19 protein-coding genes and 1 pseudogene are annotated in these 22,730 nt (G+C 46.5%); 5 read left to right on the plus strand and 15 right to left on the minus strand.

Annotated features, from left to right (window positions below):
• Window positions 1–32 precede the first annotated feature (32 nt).
• Window positions 33–407 (minus strand): sporulation initiation phosphotransferase Spo0F, encoded by a 375-nt coding sequence (gene spo0F / locus ACZ07B_RS15565; RefSeq protein WP_003227621.1) that lies wholly within the window; start codon window positions 405–407, stop codon window positions 33–35.
• Between the two features lie 165 nt (window positions 408–572).
• On the opposite strand from spo0F, the gene ACZ07B_RS15570 reads away from it, so the two are divergent.
• Window positions 573–1,094, plus strand: a complete 522-nt coding sequence (locus ACZ07B_RS15570; RefSeq protein ID WP_464877391.1) for a DUF2529 domain-containing protein — start codon at window positions 573–575, stop codon at window positions 1,092–1,094.
• A gap of 81 nt (window positions 1,095–1,175) precedes the next feature.
• Here ACZ07B_RS15570 and pyrG read toward each other — a convergent pair whose 3' ends face one another.
• The 4 genes from pyrG to ACZ07B_RS15590 form a co-directional block, all read right to left on the minus strand.
• Window positions 1,176–2,783: a glutamine hydrolyzing CTP synthase gene (pyrG, locus tag ACZ07B_RS15575; protein ID WP_003227612.1), complete on the minus strand. Its 1,608-nt coding sequence runs from the start codon at window positions 2,781–2,783 to the stop codon at window positions 1,176–1,178.
• Window positions 2,784–3,024: 241 nt separating this feature from the next.
• Complete coding sequence (gene rpoE, locus ACZ07B_RS15580; RefSeq protein ID WP_014665742.1) at window positions 3,025–3,546, minus strand: DNA-directed RNA polymerase subunit delta; 522 nt, start codon at window positions 3,544–3,546, stop codon at window positions 3,025–3,027.
• A 182-nt stretch (window positions 3,547–3,728) separates the two neighbouring features.
• Complete coding sequence (gene acdA / locus ACZ07B_RS15585) at window positions 3,729–4,868, minus strand: acyl-CoA dehydrogenase AcdA (protein WP_464877392.1); 1,140 nt, start codon at window positions 4,866–4,868, stop codon at window positions 3,729–3,731.
• Window positions 4,865–6,982, minus strand: coding sequence for a heterodisulfide reductase-related iron-sulfur binding cluster (locus tag ACZ07B_RS15590; RefSeq protein WP_464877393.1), 2,118 nt, complete (start codon window positions 6,980–6,982; stop codon window positions 4,865–4,867). The genes acdA and ACZ07B_RS15590 overlap by 4 nt, the downstream gene beginning before the upstream one ends.
• 154 nt (window positions 6,983–7,136) lie before the next feature.
• Between ACZ07B_RS15590 and cls (ACZ07B_RS15595) the strand changes: the two genes are divergently transcribed.
• The 3 genes from cls (ACZ07B_RS15595) to ACZ07B_RS15605 all read left to right on the plus strand — a co-directional run bounded on the left by cls (ACZ07B_RS15595) (window position 7,137) and on the right by ACZ07B_RS15605 (window position 9,661).
• Entirely contained in the window at window positions 7,137–8,333 is a 1,197-nt protein-coding gene (gene cls, locus ACZ07B_RS15595) for a cardiolipin synthase (protein ID WP_134154683.1), read from the plus strand.
• A gap of 12 nt (window positions 8,334–8,345) precedes the next feature.
• Window positions 8,346–9,308 carry a UV DNA damage repair endonuclease UvsE gene (gene uvsE, locus ACZ07B_RS15600; RefSeq protein WP_017696270.1) on the plus strand — a complete coding sequence of 321 codons (963 nt, stop codon included), beginning with the start codon at window positions 8,346–8,348 and terminating at the stop codon, window positions 9,306–9,308.
• A gap of 80 nt (window positions 9,309–9,388) precedes the next feature.
• Window positions 9,389–9,661 carry a hypothetical protein gene (locus tag ACZ07B_RS15605; RefSeq protein ID WP_003227597.1) on the plus strand — a complete coding sequence of 91 codons (273 nt, stop codon included), beginning with the start codon at window positions 9,389–9,391 and terminating at the stop codon, window positions 9,659–9,661.
• 41 nt (window positions 9,662–9,702) lie between these two features.
• On the opposite strand, the gene ACZ07B_RS15610 is transcribed toward ACZ07B_RS15605, so the two are convergent.
• The 9 genes and pseudogenes from ACZ07B_RS15610 to arfM form a co-directional block, all read right to left on the minus strand.
• Window positions 9,703–10,227 carry a dihydrofolate reductase family protein gene (locus ACZ07B_RS15610; RefSeq protein ID WP_024571805.1) on the minus strand — a complete coding sequence of 175 codons (525 nt, stop codon included), beginning with the start codon at window positions 10,225–10,227 and terminating at the stop codon, window positions 9,703–9,705.
• A gap of 9 nt (window positions 10,228–10,236) precedes the next feature.
• Complete coding sequence (locus tag ACZ07B_RS15615; RefSeq protein WP_076457463.1) at window positions 10,237–11,964, minus strand: ABC transporter ATP-binding protein; 1,728 nt, start codon at window positions 11,962–11,964, stop codon at window positions 10,237–10,239.
• Between the two features lie 88 nt (window positions 11,965–12,052).
• Window positions 12,053–13,555 (minus strand): cardiolipin synthase, encoded by a 1,503-nt coding sequence (gene cls, locus ACZ07B_RS15620; RefSeq protein WP_003227591.1) that lies wholly within the window; start codon window positions 13,553–13,555, stop codon window positions 12,053–12,055.
• A gap of 104 nt (window positions 13,556–13,659) precedes the next feature.
• Window positions 13,660–13,891: pseudogene (locus tag ACZ07B_RS15625) on the minus strand (YitT family protein); the annotation flags it as partial.
• A gap of 143 nt (window positions 13,892–14,034) precedes the next feature.
• The gene (gene narI, locus ACZ07B_RS15630; protein ID WP_024571808.1) at window positions 14,035–14,706 is read right to left on the minus strand and encodes a respiratory nitrate reductase subunit gamma; all 672 of its coding nucleotides are present in this window, start codon (window positions 14,704–14,706) and stop codon (window positions 14,035–14,037) included.
• Window positions 14,703–15,257, minus strand: a complete 555-nt coding sequence (narJ, locus tag ACZ07B_RS15635) for a nitrate reductase molybdenum cofactor assembly chaperone (protein WP_087614769.1) — start codon at window positions 15,255–15,257, stop codon at window positions 14,703–14,705. Before narJ ends, narI begins: the two co-directional genes overlap by 4 nt.
• A gap of 25 nt (window positions 15,258–15,282) precedes the next feature.
• Complete coding sequence (gene narH / locus ACZ07B_RS15640) at window positions 15,283–16,746, minus strand: nitrate reductase subunit beta (RefSeq protein WP_014481212.1); 1,464 nt, start codon at window positions 16,744–16,746, stop codon at window positions 15,283–15,285.
• On the minus strand, window positions 16,736–20,422 hold the full coding sequence (locus ACZ07B_RS15645; protein WP_464877394.1) for a nitrate reductase subunit alpha: 3,687 nt from the start codon (window positions 20,420–20,422) through the stop codon (window positions 16,736–16,738). Before ACZ07B_RS15645 ends, narH begins: the two co-directional genes overlap by 11 nt.
• Window positions 20,423–20,640: 218 nt before the next feature.
• Window positions 20,641–21,117 (minus strand): Crp/Fnr family transcriptional regulator ArfM, encoded by a 477-nt coding sequence (gene arfM, locus ACZ07B_RS15650; RefSeq protein ID WP_464877395.1) that lies wholly within the window; start codon window positions 21,115–21,117, stop codon window positions 20,641–20,643.
• A 143-nt stretch (window positions 21,118–21,260) separates the two neighbouring features.
• Here arfM and ACZ07B_RS15655 point away from each other — a divergent pair, with 143 nt between their 5' ends.
• Complete coding sequence (locus ACZ07B_RS15655) at window positions 21,261–21,980, plus strand: YwiC-like family protein (protein WP_014481214.1); 720 nt, start codon at window positions 21,261–21,263, stop codon at window positions 21,978–21,980.
• Window positions 21,981–22,010: 30 nt separating this feature from the next.
• On the opposite strand, the gene fnr is transcribed toward ACZ07B_RS15655, so the two are convergent.
• A complete protein-coding gene (gene fnr / locus ACZ07B_RS15660; protein ID WP_014481215.1) occupies window positions 22,011–22,727 on the minus strand; it encodes a fumarate/nitrate reduction transcriptional regulator Fnr in 717 nt (238 codons plus the stop codon).
• Between the last annotated feature and the right edge of the window lie 3 nt (window positions 22,728–22,730).

The raw sequence follows: 22,730 nt of genomic DNA on the forward strand, positions 1-22,730 counted from the left end.
TAATGACATGATTCATTTGTTTCTTCTTTTTGTCAGTTCGACTTCAGGGGCAGATATTTTTTGACGGCGTCTCTGATTTCGTCGATGTCAAACGGCTTTGCAAAGTGCGTCAGGGCGCCCAATTCCTTCGATTCCTGGATCATGTCGAGCTCTCCGTATGCCGTCATGATAATGACCCGGATGTTTTCGTCAATGACCTTCATCCGTTTTAAGATTTCGATTCCGTCCATGCCGGGAATTTTCATGTCCAAAAGCACAAGGTCGGGCCGTTCTTTTGTCACAATGTCAAGCGCCTGCAGGCCGTTCGCAGCCTGAAACGTCTGGTAGCCTTCTTTATTGAACACTTCATTTAGCAAAATACGAATGCCGTATTGATCATCAACGATTAAAATTTTTTCATTCATCATTTTACACCCCAATATTATGATTTTCGTCAAAAGTAAGCAGTATTGTATGTATTCTGTTTGATTTTCCTATTTCCTTTAATTATAATAGTCTACTTTACGACATTTTCTGAGCATTTTCTCTTTTGTTGTATACTGATATTGTACGTTATAAAGGAGGATTCACTTATGTTGAAAATATTCACGACGCAGTTAACAGGTATTTTTTCCCGCATTCAGGATAAGGAATCTGACGCGATTGAAGATGGGGCGCGGCTGCTTGCTCAAGCGGTGATCAGCGGGCATTCCATTTATTTATACGGAGCGGATGAGCTTCAGGGCGTCTTTTATGAGGCCACCGAAAGCAAAGAACCCTTCCCATCTGTCAAAGCCTTTCCAGAAAGCGCTGAGGAAGTGACAGAAAGCGACAGGGTGCTGATGTTTTGCTCAGGGACGGGCACAGCCGAAGAACAGGCGCTCGCAAAAGAGCTTTATGAAAAAGGTGCGGGAGTCGTATGCGTATCGCCCGCAGCCAAAGACAGTGCGGGAATAGAACAGTATTGTGATGTGCATATTGATTCTAAATTAAAAATGCCGCTTGTTCCCGATGAAGACGGCACCCGTTACGGGTTTCCCTCTTTAATGACAGCACTGTATGTCTATCACGCTTTATCGTTTACACTAAAAGAAATTCTGCAAGAGTATGCATAATATCTTATTGTACATGCTGGAACTTGCCGGAAACAAATAAAAAAGACTTGCCCGCTTTTGACAAACGGCAAGTCTTTTTTATTACTTCTGATTTGCAGCTTCGACAGACGCTCCGATAAAGCCTTTGAATAGAGGCTGAGGTCTTGTCGGTCTTGACTTGAACTCTGGATGGAACTGAGAAGCCACGAACCAAGGGTGGTCTTTCAGCTCGATGATTTCAACAAGGCGTCCATCAGGGCTTGTGCCTGAGAATACGAAGCCTTGCTCTTCCATTTGCTGTCTGAATTCATTGTTAAACTCATAGCGGTGGCGGTGGCGCTCGTACACCACTTCATCCTGATACACTTCAAAGGCTTTCGTGCCTTCTTCAAGCTTACAAGGGTAAAGGCCGAGACGAAGCGTTCCCCCGAGATCCTCCACATCCTTTTGTTCAGGAAGAAGATCAATGATCGGGTATTGAGTTGACGGATCAATTTCTGCTGAGTGAGCGCCTTTTAAGCCCAATACGTTTCGTGCGTATTCAATAGACGCCACCTGCATGCCCAAGCAAATGCCCAAGAACGGAATGTTGTTTTCGCGCGCGTATTTTGTCGCGACGATTTTGCCTTCAACACCGCGGTCTCCGAATCCGCCTGGCACAATGATGCCGTCTGTTCCGCTTGTGAGTTCTGCGATATTGTTTTCTGTCACTTCTTCCGCGTTGATCCACTTCACTTTTACATCTGTGTCAAACGCATAGCCCGCATGGCGGAGAGACTCGACAACAGAAATGTATGCGTCAGGAAGCTCAACGTATTTGCCGACAAGGCCGATTGTAATCGTTTGAGACAGGTTGCTGACTTTGTTAACAAGCTCTTTCCACTCGGACATTTCCGCTTCTTTGCATGCCAATTTCATGTGCTCGCAAACAAGCTTATCAAGCCCTTGTTTTTGAAGCTCCAGCGGAATGGAGTAAAGGTTGTCCGCATCTTCACATTCAATAACCGCTTTTGTATCGATGTCGCAGAAAAGCGCGATTTTATCTTTCATATCTTGAGAAATCGGCATTTCTGTACGAACGACGATGATGTTTGGCTGAATGCCCAAGCTGCGCAATTCTTTTACGCTGTGCTGTGTCGGTTTTGTTTTTAATTCGCCAGCAGCTTTAATGTAAGGTACGAGCGTACAGTGGATGTACATTACGTTTTCACGGCCGATGTCGCTCTTCATTTGGCGGATCGCTTCAAGGAATGGCAGTGATTCGATGTCTCCGACAGTACCGCCGATTTCTGTAATGACAACATCTGCGTTTGTCTCTTTCCCTGCGCGGTAAACACGGTCTTTCAATTCGTTTGTGATGTGCGGAATGACCTGTACGGTTCCTCCAAGGTAATCTCCGCGGCGTTCTTTTTTAAGAACTGTTGAATAGATTTTACCTGTTGTCACGTTGCTGAATTTATTCAGGTTAATGTCGATAAAACGCTCATAGTGACCAAGGTCCAAGTCTGTTTCAGCGCCGTCATCCGTTACAAATACTTCACCGTGCTGGTACGGGCTCATTGTTCCCGGGTCAACGTTGATGTATGGATCGAATTTTTGAATCGTCACGTTCAGTCCGCGGTTTTTCAGCAAACGCCCTAATGAAGCTGCTACAATACCCTTTCCAAGTGAGGATACAACTCCCCCGGTTACAAAAATATATTTCGTCATTTCGTTTGCTCCTCTCTTCGCTCTTAGCTACATTTTTAAAATGTACTATTTTATAAAAAATCATTTAGCCTTTTAAATGATTTATAAGAAAAATGAGGGGTGAAAATAAGAAAGCTCCCTTTCAATTTCTTGAAAGGGAGCATAACGTACTATGTTCTCTCTTCGTTTTTGAAGAGCCCAAAATACATACTACATAGTTCGACTATGAAAGTCAAGATCGTTTTGAAGATGAAATCTGATACTATTTAATTTCCTCTTCTTCATCATCATAGTCTTCATCATCTTCATCAACAATATCTTCTTCGATCTCAAGATCGTCGTCGTCTTCGTCAAGATCTTCATCGTCAAAATCGTCGGCTTCAAGATCGAGTTCTTCCTCAACTTCATCCAAATCAAGGTCGTCTTCGTCGATCTCTTCAAACTCGTCAAGATCAAGATCTTCTTCGACTGCTTTCTTCGCTTTTTTCTTTTTCGCCTTGACTGTCGGCTGAGTTTCTTCATCAAGCTGATCATACGGATACCAGCTGCGAAGCCCCCACGTCTGGTCAGAAAGCGCAAGGAAGCGGCCGTCAATGTTTAAATCTGTATAAAATTGAGCGATGCGGTCTCCAAGCTCTTCTTTTTTCACGCCGAGCAAAGATGCGATTTCATTTAAAAGCTCCTGAAAAGGAACTGGTTTTTTATGTTCTTCAAATAATTCGTGAGCGATTTCAACTAAAGCCATTTCCTTTAGCTCTTCCTGTGAATATTGTTTGATACCCAAGGTCGGACACTCCCTTTCTATTACTTATATGTATCTGTTTTATCAATAATGAAAGCGATTTTGTATCGTTCTTATACAAACCATACCTCTCATTATAAACAAAATAAAACAGAATATGCTACCCTTAACAGCGTTAATTTAAATAATTTTACAAGAGTGATCCGACTGAGAGATGTTTTCCGTTAATCCGCGAGCATTCTGGAGATGACCAGTCTTTGAATTTCTTGAGTGCCTTCATAGATTTGCGTGATTTTTGCATCACGCATATAGCGTTCTACCGGATAATCTTTTGTATAGCCGTAGCCGCCGAAAATCTGCACGGCTTCGGTCGTTACCTTCATCGCCGTATCCCCAGCCATCAGTTTGGACATAGCGGAAGCTTTTCCATATGGAAGGCCCGATGATTCTAACCACGCAGCCTGATAGGTCAATAGCCTTGAAGCTTCTATCATTGTCGCCATATCCGCGAGTTTAAAAGCGATGCCCTGCTGCTCGCCGATCGATTTTCCGAATTGCTTTCGCTCTTTTGCATATTGAAGCGCCGCATCAAGCGCTCCTTGGGCGATGCCTACGGCTTGTGCAGCTATGCCGTTTCTACCTCCGTCAAGCGTCTTCATCGCGATTTTGAAGCCTTCTCCTTCTTGTCCGAGACGCTTTGATACGGGCACTACACAATCTTCGAACATGATTTCCGTTGTCGGTGAAGAACGGATGCCCAGCTTCTTTTCTTTCTTGCCTGTAAAAAATCCTTCAAAATCCTTTTCTACTATAAAAGCGGTAATGCCTTTTTTCTTTTTCTCGGGATCGGTGACGGCAAAAACAATGTAAATATCAGCAACGCCGCCGTTTGTGATAAACACTTTGGAACCATTCAACACATAGTCATCGCCGATTCGTTCAGCTGTTGTTTTCATGCTGCCGGCGTCAGATCCAGACCCTGCTTCGGTCAATGCGAATGCGCCGATTTTCTCTCCGAGGGCCAGCTGTGTTAAGTACTCTGTCTTCTGCTCCTCCGTCCCAAAGGCAAACAGCGGCCAGCTGCAAAGAGAGATATGGGCGGAAAGCGTCACACCGGTGGAGGCGCACACTTTTGACAGCTCCTCCACCGCGATGACGTAGGCCAAATAGTCACTTCCGATTCCGCCGTAATCTTCAGGCCATGGAATTCCCGTCAGCCCCAGATTTGCCATTTCCCGAAACAGCTCGCGATCGAAGCGTTCTTGTTCGTCCCGTTCTGCCGCTGTCGGGGCCACCTCATGCTTCGCAAAATCGCGCACCAATTTTCGTATCATCTCATGTTCTTCTGATAATGAAAAATTCATTGCTTCTCCCCCATTTTCAGATCAGCGCCTAAAACGGATTGAGCCAGAAGCTCGACGACGTCGTACGTTTTGACTTGGTCTTCGGCTTCCTTCGCCTTTGTGCCGTCCCCAAGCATTGTGAGACAGTACGGACAGCCGGAACTGATCACCGATGGATTGACTGCGAGCGCTTGCTCTGTCCTGGCGACGTTAATCCTGTTGCCTGTTTCTTCCTCCATCCACATTAATCCCCCGCCGGCTCCGCAGCACATGCCGGTTTCCCGGTTTCTCTCCATTTCAACAAGCTGCACGCCCGGAATGGCTTTCAAAATCTCTCTCGGCGGATCATAAACTTCATTGTACCGGCCCAAATAGCACGAATCATGGAAGGTAATCGTCTCATGAAGCGGGTGCTGCGGCTTTAATTTTCCGTTTTTCACAAGCTCGGCCAGCACTTCTGTATGATGATAAACCTCGCCTTCAAATCCGAAATCCGGATATTCGTTTTTAAATAAATTGTATGCATGGGGATCGATCGTAACGATTTTTTTGACATCATTTTTTTCAAATTCAGAAATATTCTTCTCAGCCAGCTCTTGGAACAAAAATTCATTTCCGAGGCGGCGCGGCGTGTCTCCTGAATTTTTTTCTTTATTGCCGAGGATCGCGAAGGACACGCCCGCGTGATTGAGCAGCTTGGCAAAGGAAATTGCGATTTTCTGGCTTCTGTTGTCGTAAGACCCCATGGAGCCTACCCAGAAAAGGTACTCAAATTCTTTTCCTTCTTTTTTCATTTCTTTTACAGTCGGAATCTCAGCATCCGGCGCCTCGTCACGCCAATTTTCACGTTCCTTGCGGTTGAGTCCCCACGGATTCCCCTGCCGCTCAATACTTGTCATTGCGCGCTGGGCGTCACTGTCCATTTTTCCTTCTGTCAGTACGAGGTAGCGGCGGAGGTCGATGATTTTATCCACGTGCTCATTCATGACCGGGCATTGATCCTCACAGTTTCGGCAAGTGGTGCATGCCCAAATTTCTTCCTCTGTGATGACGTCGCCGATCAAGCTTGGATTGTAATCAAGCGCCGCTGCGGCTTCCTGCGATCCGCTGCCCGCTGACGCCGCAGCCAGCTGATTGCCTCTCGTATGCCGAAACGCTGCTGCGGGCACCCATGGGGAGCGCGAGGTGACGGCAGCGCCTTTTTCAGTGAGATGGTCTCTGAGACGCAAAATCAAGTCCATCGGAGACAGCATTTTTCCGGTGCCTGTTGCAGGACACATATTTGTACAGCGGCCGCACTCGACACACGCGTACAGATCAAGCAGCTGAGACTGCCTGAAATCCTCAATTTTTCCCGCTCCGTAACTTTCTTTCGTTTCGTCGGTAAAATCAATTTTTTCAAGTTTTCCGGCAGATTCCATTCTATTGAAAAAGACGTTTGCCGGGCCGGCGATTAAATGGGCATGCTTCGACTGAGGCACGTACACTAAAAAGCTAAGCAAGAATAGGAGATGGATCCACCATGCGATATAGAAAATCACCGTCGCGCCTGTTTTCCCGACACCGCTAAGCATAAACGCAATACCTGAGGCAATTGGCTCGCTCCAAGAAAGCCCATGCTCATGCCAAATCAGATTCATCCCGTTCCCAAGCAGAACGGTCAGCATTAACCCTCCGATAAAAATGAGAACGAGTCCGGCTTTGAAACCGCGTTTCAGCCTCACGAGCTTTTCGATATAACGTCTGTAGAATGCCCACCCAACAGCAATTAAAATGAGAAACGTAACAATTTCCTGAAAAAAGGTGAAGGCAGGGTAGACCTGGCCCAGCGGCAGATTCCGGCCGGGAGCCAGTCCTTTGATGATAAAGTCAATTGCTCCGAACTGAACCAATATAAATCCGTAGAAAAACATGACGTGAATGATTCCGCTTTTCTTGTCCTTGAGCAGTTTTTTCTGTCCGAATACATTCACCCATATGGCGTGAAGCCGTTCCTTGAACCGTTGATCAAATTGTTCTTTCTGGCCGAGCTTGATGTAGGCCAGTCTCGTTTTGACCAAGTACACAAACAAATAGACAGCGTAAGCGGTTACAATCAGAAATAATAATGCATTTGCGATGAGAAAGCCGCTCATTCCAATTCCCCCTTTTTACTGATAAAGACCGCGATCCCCTACCCCCGAATCTGTATAAGATTATCTTTATGATAAATAATGAATGAGTGTTCAGTCAATAATTAAATTCCTGCTGTTCGGGCACACTACCTTTACTACGGAAAGGAGTGCCGGTATGAAGGTATTTATCGTGATTATGATCATTGTCGTTATTTTCTTTGCCTTGATTCTGCTTGATATCTTCATGGGCCGTGCCGGATACAGAAAAAAGGCGTACGAGCCTGTTTTTTCAAAAAAGAAGAGTGACATCGAATTGATCCACTGCGGCGCTGATCTCGTTGAGCGGATGATGAATGATATTCGCCAGGCCGCCTCTTCTGTTCACATGATGTTTTTTATTATGAAAAATGATGAGGTCAGCCACAATATGTATACCTTGCTGAAAACAAAAGCCCAAGCTGGCGTATCCGTTTATTTGCTTCTGGATTGGGCGGGCTGCCGGGCAATTAAAAAAACGGCGCTGCAGACGATGAAAAATGCCGGCGTCCATGTCCATGTGATGAATCGTCCCCGTTTTCCTTTTTTCTTTTTTCACATGCAAAAACGGAATCACCGGAAGATTACGGTGATAGACGGAAAAATCGGTTATATCGGCGGGTTTAACATCGCCGAAGAATATCTTGGAAAGAAGGCGAAGTTCGGCAATTGGGAGGATTATCATCTGCGCATGATGGGAGAAGGCGTACATGATCTTCAAACGCTTTTTGCTTCTGATCTAAAACGTAATACCGGAATCGTTCTGGGTTCGGATGTTTGGCCAAATCTTCAGCAAGGGACTATTTCTCACAAGATATATGCGACTGACGGTTATTCCCTTGAAAACATATACTTGGCCAACATTGCCCAAGCGAAGAATCGCCTTACGGTTTGCACGCCTTATTACATTCCATCAAAACCGCTTCAAGAGGCCCTTATTAACGCAAGAAAAAACGGCGTATCCGTGAGAATCATTGTACCGATGAAATCAGACCATCCGCTGGTACGAGAAGCGGCTTTTACGTATTATTCGGAGCTCTTGGATGCCGGCTGTCTTATTTATCGTTATTATCAAGGGTTTTATCATGTAAAAGCCCTCATCATAGACGACCATCTCAGCATAATCGGAACAGCCAACTTCGATAAACGAAGCCTGTTTTTAAATGAAGAGGTGAATGTCGAAATTGATGACGAAGCGTTTACAAGTGAAGTCTATGCCACGATTGAGGAGGATATGAAAAAGTCGGAGCGGCTGACCATGGAGGATTTCAGCAAGCGCACATTCAGGCAGCGCCCGGCGGAATGGCTCGGCAGGGCATTATCTTATTTCTTATAAAGGAGAGTTCCTATGATTTTCAGATTCGGGTTCGTTTCAAATGCGATGAGCCTTTGGGATGCGTCTCCCGCTAAAACATTGACATTCGCGCGTTATTCAAAGCTTTCAAAGACTGAAAGAAAAGAAGCGCTTCTGACTGTGACAAAAGCCAATTTGCGCAATACGATGAGAACCCTTCACTATATCATCGGCCACGGCATTCCTTTGTACCGTTTTTCCAGTTCGATTGTGCCGCTGGCTACGCATCCCGACGTGATGTGGGATTTTGTAACACCGTTTCAAAAAGAGTTTCGGGAGATTGGAGAGCTTGTTAAAACACATCAACTGCGAACAAGCTTTCATCCAAATCAATTCACTCTGTTTACGAGCCCGAAGGAATCCGTCACAAAAAATGCGGTAACCGATATGGCGTATCACTACCGCATGCTTGAGGCCATGGGCATTGCTGATCGCTCCGTTATCAACATTCATATTGGCGGCGCTTACGGAAATAAAGACACCGCCACTGCACAATTTCATCAAAATATAAAACAGCTGCCGCAGGAGATCAAAGAGCGGATGACACTTGAAAATGATGATAAAACATATACAACGGAAGAAACGCTTCAGGTCTGTGAGCAGGAGGATGTTCCGTTTGTCTTTGACTTTCATCATTTTTACGCCAATCCAGACGATCACGCCGACCTGAATGTAGCACTGCCCCGCATGATCAAAACTTGGGAGCGGATCGGCCTTCAGCCAAAGGTTCACTTGTCTTCCCCAAAATCGGAGCAAGCGATACGCAGCCATGCCGATTATGTTGAAGCCAACTTTTTGCTGCCGCTGTTGGAACGCTTTAGGCAATGGGGAACGAATATTGATTTCATGATTGAAGCAAAGCAGAAAGACAAGGCGCTTCTCCGCTTGATGGATGAATTAAGCTCCATCCGCGGTGTCAAACGCATCGGGGGCGGTGCGCTGCAATGGAAGTCATAAATGTGCAAAAATAGGTTTACGACTTGTCAGCTTTGGGAACTTAGGCTATATAAGACAACAATCGATGGAGGAGAAAGATCATGAAAAATATCAAGTCTCTGAAAGTAGCCGCACAGGCCTTTACTTTAAGAAATTTGATTCATCTTTATAAAATGTGCCATTCCGGAAGCCACGAGGTTTATATTTATTCAAAGAAAACGATGTGCAAAATCAAAAGCTTAATTGAGCTTGAAACATTCCGCATGGCTCATAATGAAAAGGAATATTTGATCGTAGTTGAAGGAACAAAAGCATCGCAGCTCATTGAAAAATTCCAAAATCTCATCGAGCCTGCTGAGAGAGAAGCGCTCTAACTTACATACAACAAAGGATAGACATCTGTCTATCCTTTTTCTTATGCTCTTACATAATGGAGCTGAACCGCTTGTCCAAATTGTTTTGTCCCTTTTAACCGCAGTTTTGTTTCATTTGTTAGTTCGTGAAACAGCGGAATGCCGCTTCCTAAAACGACGGGAATAACAGTGATGATGAATTCGTCGATGGCATCTTCTTTCATAAAGGCATTCACCAGCTCCGCCCCGCCAGCTATCCAGATGTTTGAGCCTTTTTCCTGTTTCAAACGGTCAGTGAAGGCTCTGGCTCCCTCATTGATAAACGTCACATGTTCATCTTGATAACTGTCGGGCGATCCTGTAAAAACATAGCAGGTTTTATCCTGATACGGGAAAACCGGTGTTAGCACTTTTACGTGCTCATATGTGCTCCGGCCTAAAATGACTGTATCAACAGTCTGATAAAAATCACTGTAGCCGTTGTCGCCTTCACCTTCAAATTCATCCAGCCAATCGATGCTTCCATCTTCTTTTGCGATCATCCCGTCCAATGAAACAGCAATGTACAGCACAGTTTTTCTTTCCATGTTCTCCTCCTATCGCTGCACCATTTGCCCGAATTGCGCTTGATGCAGCCTGCTGTATAGGCCTCCGGCTTCGATCAGGTCTTGATGACGGCCTTGTTCTTCAATACCGTTGTTTGTGACGACTACAATTCTGTCCGCGTCTTTGATCGTCGCCAGCCTGTGGGCGATGACAAGCGTCGTGCGCCCCTCAGACAACTCTTGAAGCGCCTTTTGGATCGCCGCTTCCGTCTCTGTATCAAGGGCTGAGGTGGCTTCGTCGAGAATCAAGATCGACGGATTTTTCAAGAACATCCTTGCAATTGACAGACGCTGTTTTTGCCCGCCGGAAAGCTTCACGCCGCGTTCGCCAATCATAGTATCCAACCCATCGGGCATGTTATGGACGAGCTCTTCCAGATGCGCCTGCTTCACAGCTTGCCAAATGTCTTCTTCTGATGCGCCTAGTCGGCCGTAGGCGATATTTTCTCTAAGCGTGCCCGAGAATAAGAAAACGTCCTGCTGCACGACGCCAATCTGCCCGCGCAACGAAGAAAGCGTCATGTCTTTTATACTGATGCCGTCAATCGTAATGTCGCCCTCCGATGCTTCATAAAAACGCGGAAGCAGACTGCAAAGCGTTGATTTCCCCGCACCTGACGGACCGACGAACGCCACCGTTTCCCCCGCTTGAATGGATAGGTTGATGTCATTGAGGACATTGTGATGGCCATCATAGCCAAACGAAACATGTTTATAGCGGATATTGCCCTTCAGGCCGGAAACATCTTTCGAATCAGGTGAGTCCTGAATGTCCGGCTCTGTCTCCATGAGCTCCATATAGCTTTTGAAACCCGCGATCCCCCTCGGATACATTTCGATAATGGCATTAATTTTGTCAATAGGCCTGAACAGCACATTCGTCAAGAGTACAAACGCCACAAATTCCCCGTACGATAAGGAGCCGCGAATGACAAACCACGTCCCGCACAAAAGGACAAACAGCGTGACAAACCGGGTCAGCATATAGCTGATTGAACCGTTTTTCGCCATGATTTTGTAGGAAGAAAGCTTTGTGACACGAAAACGCTGGTTGTTGACGGCGAAGCGTTCTTTTTCAAATGCTTCATTTCCGAACGCCTGCACAAGCCGGATGCCGCCGATGTTATTTTCTACACGCGCGCTGAAGTCTCCGATATCCTTGTTCAGCGTGGTAAATGCTTTGGTCATTTTTTTGTTAAAATAAAGCGCTAGCCAAATGACGATCGGCATAATGATAAACGTTAATAAAGCAAGCTGCCAGTTAATAAACAGCATCACTCCGAACGCCCCGAGAATGGTCATGACCGCAATGAATAAGTCTTCCGGTCCGTGATGGGCGACTTCACCGATATACATTAAATCGTTCGTGAGCTTCGACATCAGCGTTCCCGTCTTGTTGTTGTCGTAAAATTTGAACGAGAGCTTTTGCAAATGGTCAAAAAGCGACTTTCTCATATCAGTCTCAATATTGATACCAAGCATGTGTCCCCAGTAGGTCACGATATACTGAAGAGCCGAGCTGAGCGCGTACACCGCAAATAACCCGATTGAGGTCGCGATGATCAGTCCCCAATCCCTGCCCGGCAGCAAGGTATCAATAAAATAATTGACGATCAAAGGAAAACTCAGCTCCATTAAACCTCCCGCGATCGCTGAGAAAAAGTCGAGAAAGAACAACGTTTTATATGGTTTATAATATGAAAAAAATTGCCGCAGCACCCTATCTTCCCCCAATGTATAAATAACTGATAATATTTCTCAATTATACTATACACGGGCTGTTTTGAAAGATCAGATTTCTTTTTTCTTACAGAACACCTGAAAACAGGCGGGCAAACGACTCTTTTGTCCGGTCAGCCACACCTCTTTTATAAAATCCGACAGGGCTGAGCTTTTCACTTTCCTGCATATCCTCTTCAAAATGGGCCTCAAGGGTTCGGATCGCTTCGGCATCCGTGAAGAACACATTCACTTCAAAGTTGAGCTGAAAGCTGCGCATATCCATATTCGCGGTACCGACGGAGGCGAGATCGCCATCAATGATCATGACTTTTTGATGCATGAAGCCTTTTTGGTAGGAGTACACTTCAATGCCCTCAAGGAGCAGCTCCGGGAAATAGGACCTCGACGCGTATTGGGTCAAAAAGCTGTCGTTCTTCTCCGGCACCATAACCCTTACCTCTACCCCCTTTGTCGCCGCTGCTTTTAGCGCCGTGCGAATGGATTCATTGGGGACAAAATAGGGCGTGGCGATCCATATTGATTTCTGCGCTGAAGAAATCATTTCATAATAAAGGTCGCTCATGCTTTCTTTCATGTCAGGGCCTGTCGCGACAATTTGATAAATGCCTCCTCCTTCCACGGGAACCGGGGTATTGTACTCCTCTTGATCAATTAGCACTTCATTGGAGACATATTCCCAATCCAGCATAAAGATAGCGTGGAGCGTTTGCACAATTTCCCCCTCAAGCCGCAGGTGTGTATCTCTCCAAAATCCGATGTACGGATCTCTGCTGATATATTCCTTCCCGACATTTAATCCACCCACAAAACCGGTTTTCCCATCGATGATCACGATTTTCCGGTGATTTCTGAAATTCAGCTTCTGGTTGAAAAACCCGTATTTCAGCGGAGAAAACGGGACGATGTCCACCCCCGCTTGTTCCATTCTCATAATATCTCTTCTTGCCAGCTTCATGCTTCCTGCCGCATCGTATAAAAACCTCACCTCGACACCCTGGCGCGCTTTCTCCATCATAATGTCCATCATGCCGCGTCCGAGCATGTCTGATTTAAACATGTAGTATTCAATATGTATGTAAGATTCAGCTTTTCTCATCGCTTTGAAAATGTCCGGGAAGGTTTCTTCGCCGTTTTTCAGCACTTTGATGTTGCTTTTCGTATTGATATTCATATGGGCAGCCCTGATGGAATATGTAAAGAACCTCTCTTGATTGTCCTTCAGCCCTGTCACTTCGGGCGTTTCCTCCTTGTCAAACAGCTTCCTGAGCTTTTCCCTGTTGTACATTCGTTTTGTCTTAAACAGCTTTCCCTTTACATAAAGCTGTCCCGAAAACAGATAAAACACGTAGCCGACGATTGGAAAAAAGACAAGAATATGGATCCATAGCAGCGTGTGCTGCGAGGTACGGTTTTCAAGAATTAATGAATAGATGCTGAACAAAATAATGCTTATATAGCAAAGCAATCCTCCGTAAAACTCAAGCCTGGAAACCGGAAAAAACCAAATGACATATGCCCCGATGAGCATCATATATAAAAAGAAAAATTCCAGTCTCCTTTTCAGCATCCTGATTCTCTCCAATCTGATTCAATTACCTCTGTATTACCTCTTTTTTCTAATCGATAAACCTTGTAAGTAAAAAACCTCTCCGCCAAAGGAGGAGAGGTTTAGAGAAAACTAACTGTCAAGGGGTTCATCCGCATCGTTTCTGCAGAAATAAAGCAAGACTATTGGCAACGCCGAGTGACAACATGAGCGGCAGGCCGAACCCGCTCAGCACTCCGGCAAGCGCCGAAAAGAAGGCGGCGCTGTGACTGCAAATACGGTGGATAGAGTAAATTTGATACCCATTCTGATGAGAGAAAATATATAAAACGGGATATTGATCAGAAAGAAAATAAGGAGTTAGTCAGGCTGAGTCATAATCTGCTGTTCCGCCGGTTTAAAATGAGTAAAATCCGTTTTATTCTTGATGTTATTTCCAGGATTCCCGGCCGCCCAGCCATTACCTTGGCAGAAAAAACCCCCTCTTGCAAGGGGGATTTTCACGAGCGTTTCCGATATACAACGTAGCTGCGGGTCAGATACTTGAGCGGCAGACTGAACACATGAACCAATCTTGTAAACGGCCACAGGATAAAAACGACGTAGCCTATCACAATATGAAACTTAAACCATAGCGGGACACTCTCCATCAACGAGGGGTCAGGCCTGAACAAAGCGATTTCCCTGAACCACGGCCCGACTGTTGTCCGGTAATCGAAGCCTTTCGAATCAATGTTGAGAAACGTGGCCGCAACGCCTGACAGCATCATGAACAGCAGCAGGAGGAGCGTAAGGATATCTGATGGCGAGCTGGTTTTGCGGATCCTTTTGTCAAACAGCCTTCTGTACGTCAGGATGACAAGTCCGGTACATGCCGCAATGCCCGCCGGCAAGCCAGCGCCAATCGCCATTTTGTGATACATATGCTCTGAAATGCCAAGGGAAGCATACACGCCTTCCGGGATCAGAATCCCCATGACATGCCCGCCGACAACGCACAGCAGTCCCCAGTGAAAAAGTGTGCTGCCCGCGGCGAGTTTTTTCTTTTCTAACAGCTCGCTTGATTTCGCCGTCCAGCCAAATTGGTCATGCTGGTAGCGGTAAATATGGCCGCCGATAAAGATTGTCAATACAATGTATGGCATAATACCCCAGAGGATCTGCCCGCTCATGCCTGAACAGCCCCTTCAACGCTTTCACGTACGCCAATGTTTTCAAGCGCTGCCAGCAGCACGTGCAGCAGTTCAGCGTATATACTGTCATTTTTTTCGAGACGGGATGCCAGCTCCCTCACATTGGACAGATATTTCTCAAACACGCTTCTCGCTGCTTCAATTTCTGCAGCCGCAGCAAATTCCAGCATCAGCGGCAGATAATCAGGCAGCTCTTTCTCTGTCGGCAGGAAACCGGATTGCTCGTATGTGTTTTTTAAATGCAGCAATTCAACGCCGCGTTCCCTTTGCTCGCCCGAGTTAAAGTAGGTGACATACATATTTGTTTTTTTCCCAAAGTCGAATGTATAGACATAGTGTTCAATCAGCGCTTCCGGTGAAAAGCTGGCTGACGCCTCGAAAAAGTGCAGCAGCTTCTTCCGGATTTGCCGGTTGCCGATTTCATGGATAAGAGCCTTCCATTCGGGAATCTCGGCTCTCCACTCTTCATCCGGATAAGAGAGAAGAGAGGAAAGAGCGGAGAACGTCATTTGCCGGTCTGTGGTGTTCATCTTGTTACACCTCATTTATCAAAAGTTAGAAACAGGAGCCGGGGCCGCCTGAAAATGATAAGCCGCAGCTCCCTTGTTCAGCATATAAATCTGAAACTTCTTCTCGATGACTGCTCGGTATCACAAAGCGGTCATCATATTTGGCAATCGCAAGCAGCCGATACATATCTTCAATTTGCTGTTCTGTTAAGCCGACACTGGAGATCAGTTCCGGGTCGATTGATTTATTCGTCTGGATCGCTCTCATATACTGGCGCATGACAGACATTTTCTTTAACGTTGACCGAATATGATCCGTATCACCGGCCGTTAACAGCTGCGCCAAATAGTCTATCGGTATTCTCATTTGGTCGATAGCCGGAAAAATATCTTCCGCGGATTGCCGGCTGCCTTTTCCTTCAAAGAGATTCATAATCGGACTGAGCGGCGGAATGTACCACACCATTGGCAGCGTGCGGTACTCAGGATGAAGCGGCAGCGCAATCTTCCAGTCAATGATCATTTTATAGATCGGCGATTGCTGCGCAGCCTCTATCCATTCAGCCGGAATGCCTTGTTCTTTTGCCAGTTTGGCAACCTCAGGATCATTTGGATCAAGAAAAACGTCCAATTGGGAATGGTAGAGATCCTTTTCATTTTCAACAGATGCCGCTTCCTCCACTTTGTCCGCATCGTAAAGCATGACGCCGAGGTAGCGGATTCTGCCAACACACGTCTCAGAGCAGATGGTCGGCAGTCCCGCCTCCAAACGCGGAAAGCAGAGTGTGCATTTTTCCGCTTTGTTCGTTTGCCAGTTAAAATAGACTTTTTTATAAGGACAGGATGAGACGCAATATCTCCATGAACGGCATGCGTTTTGATCCACAAGCACAATGCCGTCCTCCTCGCGTTTGTACATGGCGCCGGATGGACAGGATGAGACGCACGCCGGGTTGATGCAGTGCTCGCAAATACGGGGCAAATACATCATAAAGACCTCATCGAATTCTGTTTTGATCGATTCCTCCATCTTTTGTACGTTGGGATCTTCAAGTCCCGTTATGTGGCCGCCCGCGAGATCATCCTCCCAGTTCGGTCCCCATTCGATATTCATGAAATCCCCCGTCAAGGACGATTTCGGGCGTGCTACTGGCTGGTGTTTTTTCTGCGGGCTGTTCGTTAATGTTTCATAATCATAGTTCCAGGGCTCATAGTAATCATCAATCGACGGCTGATTCGGATTATAGAAAAGGCCTGCAAGCCGATTGGTTTTCGAGCCCGATTTCAGCTCGAGCTTTCCTTTTTTCAATGTCCAGCCGCCTTTATATTTGTCCTGGTCCTCCCATTGCTTCGGGTAGCCGATGCCCGGCTTTGTTTCTACATTATTGAAGTACATATATTCCGCACCGGAACGGTTTGTCCACGTGTTTTTGCAAGTGACGCTGCACGTGTGGCAGCCGATGCATTTATCCAAGTTCATGACCATACCGATTTGCGCTTTAATCTTCAAGCCAATCGACCTCCTTCAGCTTGCGGATGACGACATTCAGGTCGCGCTGATTCCCCGTTGGGCCGTAATAGTTAAAGCCGTAGCTGAGCTGGGCGTAGCCCCCGATCATCTGTGTCGGCTTGACGTGAATCCTTGTCGGGCTGTTATGGGTGCCTCCGCGGTTATTTGTCAGTTTCGTGCCGGGCACGTTGATGTGGCGGTCCTGGGCATGGTGCATAAACGCCATTCCTTTAGGAATCCGATGAGACAAAACGGCTCTCGCGACGACTACGCCATTTCGGTTGAAGCATTCAATCCAATCGTTGTCTTTGATATCCGTATCCTCTGCATCATCTTTATTCATCCATACGGTCGGCCCGCCGCGGAACAGCGTCAGCATCGGCAGGGAATCAAAATACATGCTGTGGACGGACCATTTGTTATGCGGCGTCAAATAATTAAGGACGATTTCTTTTCCCTCTTGATCAGGCCGCTTGCTTAGAAACGGGCGGTGCTGGAGGATCGGTTTAAATGTCGCCATCGTTTCACCGAATTCCATCATCAGTTCATGATCGACATAATAGGATTGTCTGCCTGTCAGTGTCCGCCACGGGATTAATTTTTCAACATTCGTCGTAAACGGCGAATACCTGCGGCCTCCTTTTTCAGAGCCGGTAAATGCCGGAGACGTGATAACCGTTTTCGGCTGGGCTGTAATTTGTTCGAACGTAAAGCATTCTTCCTCGCGCTCTTCCGCCAGGTCTTTCAGCTTCAGGTTTGTGATGTTTTCAAGTGATTCCCATGCTTTTACGGCGACCTTTCCATTCGAAGTGGATGATAGGGTTAAAACCGCTTCTGCCGCCTGCTTTGCTTCACTTATATTTGGACATCCCTTTGCCACGCTGTCTGAGGTGATTTCTCCCAGTCTCTTTTTGAGTGATTCATATTCATCGGCTATTGACCAGCTCATCCCTTTTGTTCCGCTCGGCTTTAAAGCAGCGTTAGGACCGAGTGCGGTCATTTTATGAAAAATGTGTTTGTAATCCCGTTCAACGACTTGGATGTTCGGCATCGTTTTTCCCGGAATGGCTTCACATTCGCCCTTGCTCCAGTCATTGATTTTGCCGAATGGCTGGGCCAATTCCTGCATGGTGTCGTGGAGGAGCGGCGTCGCAACCACTTCTTTCACCGGCTCCATATTGACTTCTTCTGCCAGATCGGAAACGGCTTTTGACAGCGCCTTGAAAATATCCCAGTCTGACTTCGATTCCCACGGAGCTGAGATCGCCGGAGCAAATGGATGAATGAACGGATGCATATCTGTGCTGCTGAGATCGTGTTTTTCATACCATGTCGCCGCCGGCAGCACGATATCGGAATACAGCGCCGTACCCGCCATTCGAAAATCAAGATTGATTAATAAGTCGAGCTTTCCTTCCGGCGCCTGCTCCCGCCATTTGATTTCTTCTGGGCGGATGCTGTCGCAGTCGTCATTCATTAAACCGTTCGTTGTCCCCAGCAAATGCTTGAGAAAATATTCATGCCCTTTTCCTGAGCTTGAGATCAGATTTGCCCGCCATACAAAGAGATTCCTTGGGAAATTCACTTCATTGTCAGGATCTTCAATCGCGAATTTCAGTTTTTTCTCTTGGAGCTGTGAGGCCACGTACGCACCTACGTCTTCAGGTGTTGCTGCCCCTGCTTTTTCAGCTTCTTTATACAGATCGATGCCATTTTGATTGAAAGTCGGGTAAGACGGAAGCCACCCTAGCCGCGCGGCCAGCACATTGTAATCAGCGTGGTGCTTGTAGCGGGATGACGCAGCAATCGGCGATGCCAAATCACTGATCGGCTGGTCCTCATAACGCCACTGATCTGTCGCAAAGTAGAAAAATGAGGTGCCGTTTTGCAGCTTGGGCACGCCCTCCCAGTCCTTTGCAGTTGCAATCGTCTGCCACCCTTCAGCAGGTCGGAGCTTTTCCTGCCCCACGTAATGGGCCCAGCCTCCGCCGTTTACGCCTTGGGCGCCTACAAGTAAAACAAGATTTAACACCGCTCGGTAGATCGTGTCGGAGTTGAACCAGTGGTTAATGCCGGCCCCTACGATAATCATGGACCGGCCGTCTGTATCGATCGCATTTTGGGCAAACTCTCTGGCAATCTTAACGACAGCTTCTTTTTTGATTCCTGTCATTTGTTCCTGCCAGGCAGGCGTAAACGGCTCAGGGTCATCATAGGAGACAGCCGATCGTTCGCCGATGCCCCGGTTCACGCCGTAGTTAGCCAGTATCAAGTCAAACACGGTCGTGATGTACGTTTCTTCACCGTTCAGGTTCATTTTTTTAATAGGAAGATCCCGCTCGAGCACTTTGTTTCCGTCATTTGAAAAATACGGGATGCGCACCGTGCCGATTTCGTCCTCTATTCCCAGCACAGAGAGACGGGGTTCAATCGGTTCCCCGGTTTCTTCATCAATCATGTGCAGGTTCCATTTCTGCTGCCCGTCCCAGCGCGAGCCCATTGTCCCTTGGGGTATGGCAAATGAACTTGTCTGTTCATCCCAAACCGCAGGCTTCCACTGATCATGCTTTGTCTTCCGCCCGATGTCCTTCGCATGCAGAAACCGTCCCGCTGTGTATACGCCATTTTCTTTTGACAGAGTGACGAGAAATGGAAAATCAGTGTATTGATTCGCGTACTCAATAAAACGTTCAGTTTCTTGGTTCACGTAAAATTCCTGCAGAATAACGTGACCCATCGCCATCGCAAGCGCCCCGTCAGTCCCTTGGCGAATACTCAGCCAGTCATCCGCGAACTTTGAGGATTCCGCAAAATCTGGACTGATCGAAATGACCTTAGCGCCTTTATAGCGGGCCTCCGCCAAAAAATGCGCGTCAGGCGTTCTCGTTAACGGAACGTTGGAGCCCCATGTGATAATATAGCCGGAATTGTACCAATCACTGCTTTCCGGAACGTCCGTCTGGTCACCCCAAATTTGCGGGGATGCTGGAGGAAGATCCGCATACCAGTCATAAAAACTGAGCATAGGGCCTCCGATTAACGACATAAACCGGGAGCCTGATGCGTGGCTGATCATGGACATGGCCGGAATCGGAGAAAAACCGACGTTTCGGTCAGGCCCGTATTTCATCACTGTATACAGCAGAGAGGCTGAAATCAGCTTCAGCACCTCCGGCCATTCAGCGCGCACAAAACCGCCTTTCCCTCTCGCCTGTTTATAGGACTTCGCTTTTTCAGGGTTTTCGACGATCGATTTCCAGGCTTCCAATGGATTTTGATGCGTCTGCAATGCCTCCCGCCACAAATTGATCAGCACACCGCGCACGTATGGATATTTCACACGGAGCGGGCTGTAGATATACCATGAAAAACTGGCCCCCCGCGGGCAGCCTCTCGGTTCAAAATCAGGCATATCCGGGCCTGTTGATGGATAATTCAAATTTTGCCCTTCCCACGTGACAATTCCGTTTTTCACATAAATATTCCAGCTGCAAGACCCTGTACAGTTGACGCCGTGGGTGGAGCGAACGACTTTGTCGTACTGCCATCTGTTTCTGTATACATTCTCCCAATCGCGATCCTCGCGGGTAGTTTGGCTATGTTTATTTGAATGGTGTTCGATAGGAGAGAAATAATTCAATCTCCTAAACAACGGACTCATTTTCTTTTTCTTCATGAGAGTTCACTCCTTCCGAGTCAGGTGATGCTAAGTTCACTATAAACAGAGACAGCGCGTTTCCTTGTGAACTATGTCACACACTCTGCTTTTTTCACAAAATGTTCACACAAAGGAGAAGGAAGGATTTTCACAAGATGTGAGGAAGGCTGCGTTCAGGCAGGACGCTTGGGTCATTAGCCGCCTTTCATTCAAAGATCAAAAAAAACCGGCTCTATTTAAGAACCGGGCTCGGCGTTTTCATCCTGTGATGTATGCAGATACCGCAAAAATAATTGATAGGAACAAAAAACATTTTGCTGAAGCATAACCAAAAAGTTCATTTGCAGCTGCGGATGATAAGACATCATTTTCTTAAATATGTAATATGGGATGTTGAGAATCAGAATGTCTGAAGTGGCATTGACTGAGATAAAGGGCGATAAATAAAGCCCGCCTTTTTCATCAATCGGAAACACATCGCCTTTTTCCCACAGCGCAACGGTTTTCGACCCTTCAGGGAGCCTTGTGTCCATAAAACGGACACTGCCTTTTAATACAATATAAACAGATTGAGAATGAAGAAAAGATGGAGACTGATCACATGAACCGCGGATAAACGTGCCGTTTTTCAGCAAGGTTTCGACAATGGATAGAGGCACTTCATTAAACATAGGAAGTTGTTTCAGAAATAATAAATAGTCACACTGATTCATAGGAAAACCTCCTGTGCTAAGGATAGCTTTAGTGTAGCTCGACTGAGCCTGTACAGCAGTGATGTATTTCACAGCCTGTATGATGAATGTCACTTATCAGGAGGGTGAATGCATTTATAATGAAAGAAAAAAGGAGGATTTCGATGAAGGCGCTGATTCCGAAGCAGCACGGGGCGTGGGCGATGCTGCTGATCCCATTTTTACTCGGCATGGTCAAGGGAGGCCCCGTTATTTGGCATATTCCGCTCTTCCTTGGTTGGCTTTTCCTATACTTAGCGGTTTATCCCGTTACGCTTGCCTTAAAAAAGAAACAAAGCAAACCATATCAAAAGTGGATGTGTTATTACGGTTTTCCCGCCTGCTGCTTTTTGATGATCTCGGTCTTTCATAAGCCGCCTCTCATCTGGGTGGGCGTTTCTTTACTGCCGCTGTTTCTCATACATATGTATTTTGCCCGCAGAAAAAACGAACGAGCCTTATTGAATGATGTTGCAGGTGTCTTGTTCTTTTGTTCGGGCGGGTTTGCGAGCTGCTGGCTGGGGATGGGAACCCTTGACGGCTGGGCTTGGTTTATTTTCTTGCAGTCTGCTTTATTTTTTATCGGGAGTTCCTTTTATGTGAAATCGGTGATCCGCGAGAGAAAAAACAGGGCATTTGCATACTGGTCATGGGGATATCACCTGCTGCTCCCCTTTTTATCCGCTCTTTTCGGAGCAGGATGGGCGTTTCTCGCTTTTATCCCGAGCAGCTTGCGGGCATGGTTTTTTCATGGAAGGGATTGGCCCGTAAAAACGATTGGCATTCTGGAAATCGTGAATGCCTGCTTCTTTCTTGCCGTCATGTGCCTGTTTATCACAAGGTAAAAAAACAAGGACACCACTGTCCTTGTTTTTTCAGTCAATATTGCAAATCTCCAGCGGGCAATTTTCACACTCAATCTCACATCGTAAATAGTCCCGCTTGTGCAAAATAATTTTTCCGGATTCGTCTATCGAAATAACCCCTTTTTTGCGGAGATCTCCCAGCATACGGTTGATGCTTTCCCGTGCAGCCGCGCAAAACTTTGCCAAATCCTGATTTGTCAGGACAATGTTAATCAGAATGCCGTCGCTTCGCTCCACTCCGTAGCTGTTTGATAAACGGATAAGAGTGGAATAGAGCGCCCCCTTTTTGCCATGAAGAAGCAGATCCCTGATTTTGGACTGAATCTTCCGGAGGTGCGTGCTCATCCATTTCATGAACTCAAATGTCAAAGCGCCATTTTGGATTAATTCTTTTTCCAGCTTATTTTTATTAATGACGAGCACCTCGCCATCCTCTAGCACTTTTGCACTGAGCATATACCTCGGTTCTTCAGTGAAAAGTGTTAATTCTCCGACGATATCATGCTTTTGGCAGATTCTAAGCGTCAGGTCTTTTCCGTCAGATGTCAGCTTGCCGATTTCAATGAGTCCTGATTGAATCAGATAAAGCTCTTCTGCATCCATTCCTTCTCGAAACAAATACGTGTGTTTTTCCATTTTTCTTTTCGTGCTGATCGATTCCAGCAATTCATGCAGATCGCTGGATATAAGATCACTATCAGATGGTCGAACAGAGAGAAAATTCATGAG

The organism is Bacillus sp. 9.4, from assembly GCF_055486415.1.